Source organism: Atopobacter sp. AH10 (assembly GCF_003664595.1).
Classification (GTDB): Bacteria; Bacillota; Bacilli; order Lactobacillales; family Aerococcaceae; genus Atopobacter.
The window spans coordinates 17064-27858 of sequence record NZ_QXPZ01000020.1 but is presented as its reverse complement, the minus strand read 5'-3'; the positions used below and the strand labels follow the sequence as shown (position 1 = coordinate 27858).

At 39.5% G+C, this 10795-nt stretch carries 8 protein-coding genes; all 8 read left to right on the top strand.

The genetic code is table 11. The features are described 5' to 3' along the window. Positions 1–152: 152 nt before the first annotated feature. The 8 genes from truB to gshAB all read left to right on the top strand — a co-directional run bounded on the left by truB (position 153) and on the right by gshAB (position 10743). Positions 153–1067, top strand: a complete 915-nt coding sequence (truB, locus tag D3H64_RS04790) for a tRNA pseudouridine(55) synthase TruB (protein WP_233554886.1) — start codon at positions 153–155, stop codon at positions 1065–1067. 81 nt (positions 1068–1148) lie between these two features. Further along, complete coding sequence (gene ribF, locus D3H64_RS04785; RefSeq protein ID WP_121565130.1) at positions 1149–2117, top strand: riboflavin biosynthesis protein RibF; 969 nt, start codon at positions 1149–1151, stop codon at positions 2115–2117. 1 nt (position 2118) lies between these two features. Next, on the top strand, positions 2119–3336 hold the full coding sequence (gene hemW, locus D3H64_RS04780) for a radical SAM family heme chaperone HemW (RefSeq protein WP_121565129.1): 1218 nt from the start codon (positions 2119–2121) through the stop codon (positions 3334–3336). 305 nt (positions 3337–3641) lie between these two features. Beyond that, the gene (gene hrcA, locus D3H64_RS04775) at positions 3642–4661 is read left to right on the top strand and encodes a heat-inducible transcriptional repressor HrcA (RefSeq protein WP_121565128.1); all 1020 of its coding nucleotides are present in this window, start codon (positions 3642–3644) and stop codon (positions 4659–4661) included. Positions 4662–4678: 17 nt separating this feature from the next. Further along, positions 4679–5287, top strand: a complete 609-nt coding sequence (grpE, locus tag D3H64_RS04770) for a nucleotide exchange factor GrpE (protein ID WP_121565127.1) — start codon at positions 4679–4681, stop codon at positions 5285–5287. A gap of 14 nt (positions 5288–5301) precedes the next feature. Continuing rightward, positions 5302–7152 carry a molecular chaperone DnaK gene (dnaK, locus tag D3H64_RS04765; RefSeq protein ID WP_121565126.1) on the top strand — a complete coding sequence of 617 codons (1851 nt, stop codon included), beginning with the start codon at positions 5302–5304 and terminating at the stop codon, positions 7150–7152. A gap of 23 nt (positions 7153–7175) precedes the next feature. Continuing rightward, positions 7176–8327, top strand: a complete 1152-nt coding sequence (dnaJ, locus tag D3H64_RS04760; RefSeq protein WP_121565125.1) for a molecular chaperone DnaJ — start codon at positions 7176–7178, stop codon at positions 8325–8327. 145 nt (positions 8328–8472) lie between these two features. Continuing rightward, complete coding sequence (gene gshAB, locus D3H64_RS04755) at positions 8473–10743, top strand: bifunctional glutamate--cysteine ligase GshA/glutathione synthetase GshB (protein ID WP_121565124.1); 2271 nt, start codon at positions 8473–8475, stop codon at positions 10741–10743. The last annotated feature ends 52 nt before the right edge of the window (positions 10744–10795 follow it).

Here is a 10795-nt window from a genome sequence, read left to right as displayed (position 1 = left end):
AAGCCACAGCTCTCCCTTTGTGAAAAATTTAGGGGGTGGCTAACTTGTACTTGAAATTTACGAAGTAAAAATTCTTTCTAATAGGTCGTGATTTTATAAAATATGGCCGAATTATGCTATACTGTTTGCGGACGTTTTTAAGGAGGAGACTTGTGAAGCACGGATTTGTTATTGTAAATAAATCGGCTGGCCTGACCAGTCACGATTGTGTGGGAAAATTACGGCGAATTTTTCATCAGAAACGTATTGGACATTCTGGAACCCTAGATCCTAATGTCACTGGAGTTTTACCTCTTGCATTAGGGCAAGCTACTAAGCTTATTGAACTTTTAGTGGATTCAGGGAAAATCTATGAGGGAGATATTTGCCTAGGCTATTCAACCACTACTGAAGACGTTTGGGGGGAGATAGTAGAGCGATGTCCCTTAGTTTTAGGTCAGATAAAAGACGAAAAGATAGATCAAGCTCTTAAAAGTTTGACTGGGGAGATTGAACAAATTCCTCCTATGTATTCTGCTGTGAAAGTAAAGGGAAAACGTTTATATGAATATGCTAGGGCTGGTGAAGAAGTAGAAAGACCAAGAAGGCATGTAGTTATCGAAGACTTTCTAAGACTAAGCAAAAGTAGCTACGATGCTGAAAAGAAATGCTTAACTTTTTCTTTTCGCGTGTCATGTTCAAAGGGAACCTATGTTAGGACTCTAGCAACCCAAGTAGGGGAATTACTAGGTCTGCCCGCTCACTTGTCTCGCCTATGCCGATTAAAAAGTGGTGGTTTCTCACTGGAAGAGTCGCATAGTATTGCTTCTATTGAAGAAAACCCAGAAGCTTATTTTATTCCTCTACAAGTTTATATAGAAAAGAATTTTAAAAGTTTGGACATACCTTTTGAGTTTCAAAAGTTAGCTTGTAATGGGGCTCCTTTACCGAATTTTGCCCATATTTCCGACTCGTTTCCACGAGCGGTTTATGTTGAAGGAAAATTAATAGGTTTATATACATTATCTAGTGAAGAAGAAAAAACTCTACGCCCTTTCAAGATGTTTGATTGGCGTCAAATGGTTTAGTTTAGTGCTAGTTATTTGGAGAAAAGTGCTAGAGTTATTTTGAGAGAAGAAAAAGATTGTTTTTTTTAGAGGAGGGATGTCATGATTACTGTAGACTTATGCGATAAATCGCGTCTTGAATCCTTTAGAAAATCGCATCCAGGAAAAATTGTCCTTGCAATGGGCTATTTTGATGGGGTTCATCGTGGGCATCAAGAGGTGATCAAAAAGGCCAAGTCTATTGCAAAAGACAAGGGACTTTCTTGCGCTTTGATGAGCTTTGATCGCCATCCTGCTATAATCTTTAAGGGGATTAATGAAAAAGAAGCGACCTATCTTTCCCCATCCAATAGGAAAAAACAACTCTTAAAAAAGGCTGGGGTGGATATTTTCTTCCTTGTCCCCTTTACCGAAAGTTTTGCTCGGCAAAGTCCTCAAGAATTTATTGATCAGTATGTCGTAGGACTAGGGGTAGATACTTTAGTGGCTGGGGAGGACTATACTTATGGGCCGAAAGATATAGCTGATATGAACCATTTACCTTCTTTTGCTCAAGATCGCTTTGAAATTTATTCTGTTCCTCCTGTCAAGGAAGGAAAAGAAAAAATATCCTCTTCTTTAATTCGACGGGCTATTGAGGAAGGAAGGATGGAGGAGGCGAATGAGGATTTAGGCTATCTGTATACCTTAAGAGGGGAAGTTATACACGGCGCTAAAAGAGGGCGGTTGATTGGCTATCCGACCGCTAATATCGCAGTCGATGAAGCTTATCTTTTGCCAAAAGCTGGGGTTTATGTGGCAAGTGTGATTTACAAAGGTCACTTTTATCCCTCATTCCTCCAATTAGGTTATAATAAAACTTTTGAAGTAGATCGGCCTGACCTTTCTCTTGAGGTTCATCTGTTTGATTTTGAAGGAGATCTTTATGGGGAAAATTTAGAGGTCTCTTTTCATCACTTCTTGCGGGAAGAAATACGATTCCCTTCTGCAGAAGCCTTGATCGAGCAACTCGAGCAGGATAAAGATAAAAGTTTGGCCTATTTTAAAGCAAAAGGAAAAGGAGATTTTTAACATGTTTCTAGCTGATCATCGATTAGACCAGCTTTTAAGGCAAGAAGCTCATGGCAAAGTTAAACGGCTTCCTGCTGCCTATATCCATATCCCATTTTGCGAACATATTTGTTATTATTGCGATTTTAATAAAGTCTTCTTGGAAGGGCAACCGGTTGATGACTATGTGGATGCCTTGGTAAAAGAAATGAGACTCTACCAAGAAAATGGGCAAAAAATTTCTGTTTCCTCCTTGTATATAGGAGGTGGAACGCCATCTGTCTTGAGTTTGCAGCAGTTTGAACGATTAATGGAGGGAATTCGTGACATTTTTTCTTTAAAAGACAATGGCGAATTCACTGTGGAGATGAATCCAAACAATGTGACAGATGACTTGCTTTCTTTATTGATGGATGCTGGCGTCAATCGCTTTAGTTTAGGGGTTCAGTCTTTTGATGACCAATTACTTAAACGTATCGGCCGAGCGCATACTTCTCAAGAGGCTATACGAGCGGTTAAACTTCTCCAAAAGAAGGGAGCGGAAAACATTTCGATCGATCTGATGTTTGCCCTCCCGCAACAGGATTTAAGGCAAGTGAAGGATTCGGTACAAATAGGACTTGATTTAGATATTCCTCACTTTTCTGCTTACTCACTCATATTGGAAAAGAAAACGGTCTTTTATAACTTGCAACGTTTGGGGAAATTACCCTTACCAAGTGAAGATTTGGAAGTGGAAATGTTCAGTTATATTATGGAGGAAATGGAAAAGGCTGGACGGCATCATTATGAAATATCAAACTATAGTAGACCTGGCTTTGAAAGTCAGCACAACCTATCTTACTGGGATCGAAGAGATTATTATGGTTTTGGTGCGGGAGCGCATGGCTTATTAAATCATCACCGTTATCACAATCATGGGCCTATTCAACATTACTTGGCTCCATTAAAAGAGAACAAAAAGCCCGTTATTCATGAAAAAGCTTTGACTATTGAAGAAGAAATGGAAGAATATTTTTTCCTTGGCTTAAGGCGAATGTCTGGGGTCTCCTTGACAGATTTTCAGCAGCAATTTGGCTATGCAGTAGAAGAAATCTATCCTGGCGTGGTAAAGAAACTCGTCGATAGTGGTCTTTTAGCAGTAGAGGGGGAACGGATTTTCCTAAGTCAAGAAGGAATATTCCTCGGTAATAACGTATTTGCTCAATTTTTACGCGAACATGCCAATTCTAGTGAATGAAGTGTTTCAAATGAAAAGAAAGATTTTTCTGTCGTTTGAACACTTCTTTCATTTGCATAAGAGCAAGCTGTTTCCTTGATGAACTAAAGAACGGTTTGACTTTTCACATGATGCTTAATGTCTTGTGATGATTAAAAAGTAGGCCAAGTCCTTTCTTTCACTGGAATTGAAAGTGCGGAATTTTTGGATAAATAACAATTTTCGGTCTAAAGTCTGAGCAAAAAAGATTGACTATCCCTAACCTATGTGTTACTTTATATACAGGGTTAGCACTCACCATGTCAAAGTGCTAAAGAGGTGATTCTGTGTTAACCAATAGGCAAATAAAAATCTTACAATTAGTCATTGACTTGTTCAGTCAGTACAAGGAACCCATTGGATCAAAGACTTTAAGGGAGGCCTGTGACTTATCTCTTAGTACAGCAACCTTAAGGAACGAGCTGTCAGCTTTAGAAAAAGCAGGACTGTTGGAAAAGTATCATACTTCTTCAGGTAGAGCTCCTTCTTCATTAGGCTATCGCTATTACATTGATAAGATCCTCCCTTATCAAAATAGTCCATTGACCCATGAGGATTTGGAAAAAATTCGCCCCTTATTATCTCGTCCAGTTTCAGCTCTAGAGGATTTCTTGATCCAATCAGCTGAATTGCTTTCAGATCTAGCTCACTTTACGACAGTTTCAAGAGAGTTGGGTAATGGGCAGGAGATGGTGGATAGCGTTAGGCTTTTTCCAATCGATCGGAATCGTTATCTTGTAGTGATGCTCCTTTCAGACGGTAGCTATGAAGAACGATTGATCAATACCAAGGATAGCTTGGACCTTGTTTGGCTAGAAGAAATTGAACGGCAAATGAATTTGCTGATCCATCAACGATCTATCAAGGACAGCCGACGTTGTGTCAATGAATGGTTGAAGACTGTTAGAAAGGAACCAGATCAAAATCAAGTCAGCTTTATGGATCAAATAGGTCGAATCTTTGAAATGAGTTCTCAAGTACCTATTCATATATCAGGACGGTCTCATTTGTTAGAAGCGACTAATGATTTAGATACTGTTAGAAAGGTTTATTACCTCTTGGATGATGATCAGGTTCTAGGTTTACTGACAGATATTGACCAAGATTTTCAAGTGCGGATCGGTTCGGAAATTGGTATTTCTGGATTAGAAGAATTTGCAGTTGTGACTCGTCATTTCCGCCTGCCAGATAATTCTAGTGGAGTCTTATCCATTATTGGACCGACCCATATGCCATACCAACACTTACGAAGTGTGATGAATTATCTTGCTGAAGAAGTGATCAAGCAAAACAATGATAAAGCGTAAGAAAAGGAGATGAAGGTGTGGAAGCGGACAAGACAAAAAAGAGCCCTCAATCCCAAGAAGAAACAGAAGAAAAATTAGAGGAAACAATTTCTCCTGAAATAACTTCTAAGTTAGAAGAGGAAGTGAATGAAACTTCTGACAACGAAGAGGCTAGCCCTAACATCCAAGCGTTAGAAACATCTATAAAAGAAAAAGATGCAAAAATTAGCGAACTAGAAGACAAAATTCTACGTATTTCTGCAGAATTAGCAAATATTCAAAAACGTAATGCCCGTGAACGTCAAGAAGCTGCTAAATATCGTTCTCAAGCCTTAGCTCAAGCTCTTTTACCTGCTATTGATAATTTAGAACGTGCCTTAGCTCTATCAGTTGAATCTGAAGAAGCTAAGAAAGTTCTAGAAGGTGTCACAATGGTGAAGCAAGCGATTGATCAAGCTTTAAAAGCCGAGGACATTACGATTATAGATCCAGTAGATCAACCATTTGATCCGAATTTCCATCACGCTGTACAAGCTGTGCCCGTTGAAGAAGGTAAAGAAGCGGACACTGTAGCAACCGTCCTTCAAAAGGGATATGTTTTAAAAGAACGCGTGATTAGACCGGCAATGGTTATTGTGAGACAATAAAGGAGAGATGTGAAATGAGTAAAATTATCGGTATCGACTTAGGGACAACAAACTCTGCTGTAGCAGTCTTAGAAGGTAATGAATCTAAAATTATCCCAAACCCAGAAGGAAATCGTACGACTCCATCTGTTGTTGCTTTTAAAAATGGAGAAATCCAAGTTGGTGAAGTGGCTAAACGTCAAGCTGTAACGAACCCTGAGACAGTTTCGTCTATCAAACGTTACATGGGTGATGGCTCCTATAAGGTGAATGCGAACGGGAAGTCCTATACACCACAAGAAATTTCTGGTATGATTTTGCAATACCTAAAAGGCTATGCAGAAGATTATTTAGGCGAAAAAGTTGAAAAAGCAGTTATTACAGTACCTGCCTACTTTAACGATGCTCAACGTCAAGCGACAAAAGATGCTGGTAAGATTGCTGGTTTGGAAGTCGAACGGATCGTTAATGAACCAACCGCAGCTGCTTTGGCTTATGGGTTGGATAAGATCGAACATGAAGAAAGAATCCTTGTCTTTGACTTAGGTGGTGGGACGTTCGATGTTTCCATCTTGGAACTAGGTGATGGCGTTTTTGAAGTGCTTTCTACTGCTGGGGACAACCATCTTGGTGGGGATGACTTTGACGAAAAAATCATCCAATACTTGGTAGCTGAATTTAAGAAAGAACATGGTATTGACTTATCGAATGATAAGATGGCTATGCAACGTTTGAAAGATGCAGCTGAAAAGGCCAAGAAAGATTTATCTGGTGTGAGTCAAACACAAATCAGCCTACCATTTATTTCTGCAGGCGCTTCTGGTCCATTACATTTGGAAACAACACTGACTCGTACGAAATTTGATCAATTAACTCAAGACTTGGTTGAACGGACTAAAGCTCCTGTACGTCGTGCTTTACAAGATGCTGGCTTGAGCACTTCTGAAATTGATGAAGTTATTCTAGTAGGTGGTTCTACACGTATTCCAGCTGTTGTTGAAGCAGTCAAACAAGAAACAGGGAAAGAACCTAATAAATCAGTTAACCCTGATGAAGTAGTAGCTATGGGTGCTGCTATCCAAGGTGGGGTAATCTCTGGGGATGTTAAGGATATCGTTCTTCTTGACGTTACACCACTTTCTCTTGGGATCGAAACAATGGGTGGCGTCTTTACTAAATTGATTGACCGTAACACTACTATTCCAACTAGCAAGAGCCAAGTCTTCTCAACTGCGGCAGATAACCAACCAGCTGTAGATGTCCATGTTCTTCAAGGTGAACGTCCAATGGCTCAAGATAACAAGACTTTGGGACGTTTCCAATTAACGGATATTCCACCTGCTCCTCGTGGGGTTCCTCAAATTGAAGTTAGCTTCGATATCGATAAGAATGGTATTGTGAATGTTCGTGCTAAAGACTTAGGGACTCAAAAAGAACAAGCGATCACTATTAAATCTTCTTCCGGTTTATCAGATGAAGAAATCGATCGTATGGTGAAGGATGCAGAAGCTAACGCTGAAAATGATAAGAAACGTAAAGAAGAAGTCGATCTAAAGAACGAAGCTGACCAATTGATCTTCCAAGTTGACAAGAGCTTGAAAGAACTTGAAGGTAAAGTGGATGAAGCTGATGTCCAAAAGGCAAAAGATGCTAAAGATGCCCTTCAAAAAGCAATTGACGCAAATGATTTAGAAGATATTAAAGCGAAGAAAGATGCTTTAAGCGAAATTGTTCAAGACTTGTCGGTTAAGCTTTACGAACAAGTAGCAAAAGAACAACAAGCAGCTCAACAAAACCAAGAAGCTGGGCAAGGCAAGGCAACTAGTCAAGCTAAAAATGGAAACGATAATGTCGTTGACGCTGACTTTGAAGAAGTAGATGACTAATCTGTCTTGTAAGGAGGCAAGCGATGGCTAAACGAGATTATTATGAGGTCTTAGGAGTGGCCAAAGATGCTTCTAGCCAAGAGATTAAGAGAGCGTATCGTAAATTATCAAAGAAATACCATCCAGACATCAATCCATCGAAAGATGCAGATGAGAAATTTAAAGAAATCAATGAAGCCTATGAAGTCCTAAGTGATGAACAAAAGCGTGCAGCTTATGATCAATACGGACACGCGGCCACCGACCCTAACTTCCGAGCTGGGGCTGGTGGCTTTGGCGGCGGCTTCGATGGTTTTGGGGGAGGTTTCTCAGGCTTTGGCGGAGGGATGGATGATATCTTTGAAAGTTTCTTCGGTGGTGGAGGAAGGCAAAGACCTAATGCTCCTCGCCGTGGTGCGGATTTGCAATATGTCATTCATCTCACTTTTGAAGAAGCCATTTTTGGGAAAAAGGAAACTATTCACTATGAACGTGAAGAAGAATGTTCAAGCTGTCATGGCTCAGGAGCCAAAGCTGGGACAAGTCCTGTCAGTTGCCATAACTGTCATGGATCTGGGGTAGTCGTTATGGACAAGCAAACCCCTTTTGGTCGCTTCCAAACGCAACAAGCCTGTCCAGTATGTCATGGGAGTGGGCAAGAAATTAAAGAGAAATGCAGTCACTGCCATGGCTCTGGTCGACAACGTAAGGGGCATAAGCTATCTGTTTCTATCCCAGCTGGTGTAGAAGACGGTCACCAAATGCGCCTATCTGGTCAAGGTGAAGCAGGGGTGAATGGAGGGCCTTATGGAGACTTATATGTTGTCTTCCAAGTAGCCTCATCAGATGTCTTTACTCGTGATGGTAGTGAAATTTACTTTACTTTACCGATCAACTTTGTCCAAGCTGCTTTAGGGGATGAAGTGGAAGTTCCGACTGTTCATGGAAAGGTAAAGATGAAGATTCCTGCCGGTATTCAAAGTGGAAGCCATCTTCGCTTAAATGGCAAGGGTGCTCCACGATTACGTTCATCAGGTAATGGGGATCAACATGTTACCATTAAGGTCATGACACCTAAACACTTAAACAAAGAGCAAAAAGAGGCCTTACGTGCTTATGGTAAAACGATGGGCGATAAGGTCACTGAAGAAGAATTAAATTTCTTTGAAAAGATGAAAAAAGCTTTTAAGGATTAATCTTTTACTTTCAAGCTACAAACCCTTTTAAACACCTAGTTCTATAGGATATAAGCCTCAGAACTAGGTGTATTTGTGCATATAAATTGTATAGCTTAATCTCTTTTGATAAAATGAAAGCAGCTTTTAGAAGGTAGGTGAAAAGATGACGAGTTTACTTCAAGTTGTTTTAAATAATAAAAGATTGCAAGAAGATGCATCAAAAGGGGATTTTGGTATAGAACGGGAAAGCTTAAGGGTGAATGAAAAAGGACATATTGTTGAGACAAGCCACCCTTCTTCTTTCGGATCAAGAGATTATCACCCCTATATTCAAACAGATTTTGCTGAAAGCCAGATTGAAATCATTACGCCAACAGCTTCTTCATTGGATGAGTGTTTGAATTGGCTGAATGCTATCACACAAATTGTTGAAGAAAATTTATCAGATGGAGAATTATTGTGGCCAGTTTCTATGCCTTATGACTTATCTAATATGGAGTCTTTAAAGGTAGCACAACTATCTTCTAAGGATCAACAAGCTTATCGAGAACATTTAGAAAAGCGCTATGGTAAAGCTAGGCAATTAGTTTCTGGTGTCCATTTAAATTTCTCCTTTAAAAATGAATTTCTTGCTCATTTAAGTCAAAAGACTCAAATAAATTTAAAGGACTTAAGTCATAGACTTTATATGCAAGTGGCTAAATATTATCAACGCTATGAATGGCTTCTTATCTATCTTTATGCCGCCTCACCAGAAGCTCCAGATGCCTATTATCAGTCTTGTCGAATGAAAGCTCCTAATGAAAAGAAAGTAAAAGCATTAAGAATGTCTTCTTATGGATATGTGAATCGCCCGAGCATCCTTTTAGATGAAGATCATTTAGAAAAATATGTTCGTCAATTGGAGGATGCTGTTATAGAAGGTAAAATTGCACAGGAAAGAGAGTACTATTCCGCTATAAGGTTAAGAGGAGGAGATAGTGCTAGAGAGTTATTAGAGAGTGGAATACGATATATAGAATGCCGGCATATTGATAATGATCCATTTTCGCCTAATGGAGTCAATCGCTCTCAATTGCTCTTTTTACAAGCCTTGTTCGTTTATTTAGCTTTGTCCGATCCTAAAGACTTAACTTCTTTGACTAGAGAAAAGGCGAGTCAATGGATTGAGGAAGTGGCCTTATCGAAGGCAAGTGCTAGTTTGCCTAGGGAGTTATATCAAGAAGGGGAAAGACTCCTTGTAGATCTTTTAGCTTTTATGGAAAAAATGGCTAGCTTTTCACCGGACAGTCTAAGAGAAGTCAAAAGGAATTTAGAAGCTATAAAAGATGTGTCGCTAACTCGTCCTTATCGAATGACGAAGGAATTATTAAACAAAGAAGCAATAGCAGCTTTGGCTTTAAAATATAAAAACTTTTATAGAAGTCAAAGTTTTGCTCTCCTATCTTTTACAGACTTCGAACTCTCAACACAAGCTCTTATAAAAGATGCGATTCAAGCAGGGATTGCTGTGGAAGTCTTAGATGCTAGGGATCAATTTATCAGCCTTTCTTTCAAGGGACACCAAGAGTGGGTTAAAAATGGGAACATGACCAGTTTGGATAGTTATATTAGTCCTCTAGCAATGGATAATAAATTAGTAACAAAAAAAATATTAGATAAAGCTGGCTTAAGAGTGCCTAAGGGGGCTAGTTACGAGTCTTTTGATGAGGCTCTTGCTAATTTTAATCGCTATCAAGGGCAATCTATCGTCATTAAACCCAAGGATACTAATTTCGGACAAGGCATTCATATGCTAGAAAATATTACAGACAGGTCCTACTATAAGGCTGCACTTAAGGATGCATTTACTTACTCTTCTCAAGTTTTAGTTGAGGAATGGGTGAAAGGGATTGAATATCGCTTCTTTGTTTTAAATGGACGAGTTGAAGCTGTTTTAAGGCGAGATCCTGCTCAGGTCATGGGAGATGGAAAATCTACGGTAGAAGAGCTTATTGATCAAAAAAACCAACATCCCTATCGCGGTAAAGGACACCTGGCTCCCTTAGTCTCTATTGAAAAAGGTCAAGAAGAAAGGGATAATCTAGAAAAACAAGGCTTAACGTTGAAGACTGTCTTAGCTAAAGGTCAAGTGGCCTATCTGCGCTTTAATTCGAATATTTCCACTGGTGGGGAATCGGTAGATGTGACAGACTTAGCTGCAAAAAATTTAAAAGACCTTGCTAGTCAGGCAGCTAAAGCGATGAATGCCTACGTGTGTGGAGTAGACATGATTGTTCAGAACTTAGAAGATGAAAATAGTTCATATGCCATCATCGAGTGCAACTATAATCCGATGATGTCCATGCATCTTTATCCCTCTCAAGGAAAATCTAGAAGATTAACACGAAAAATATTAGCGAATCTCTTTCCAGAATATCCTGACAAGTGGTGACTTTATGCTATAATGATGGGGTATATCGAAATTTGACAGTAGAAAGTGAGAC

What these genes read in the sequence shown, in the direction of transcription:
- dnaJ (WP_121565125.1), top strand. Translation starts at nt 7,176, where the DNA reads ATGGCTAAACGAGATTATTATGAGGTCTTAGGAGTGGCCAAAGATGCT.
- gshAB (WP_121565124.1), top strand. Translation starts at nt 8,473, where the DNA reads ATGACGAGTTTACTTCAAGTTGTTTTAAATAATAAAAGATTGCAAGAA.
- dnaK (WP_121565126.1), top strand. Translation starts at nt 5,302, where the DNA reads ATGAGTAAAATTATCGGTATCGACTTAGGGACAACAAACTCTGCTGTA.
- hemW (WP_121565129.1), top strand. Translation starts at nt 2,119, where the DNA reads ATGTTTCTAGCTGATCATCGATTAGACCAGCTTTTAAGGCAAGAAGCT.
- ribF (WP_121565130.1), top strand. Translation starts at nt 1,149, where the DNA reads ATGATTACTGTAGACTTATGCGATAAATCGCGTCTTGAATCCTTTAGA.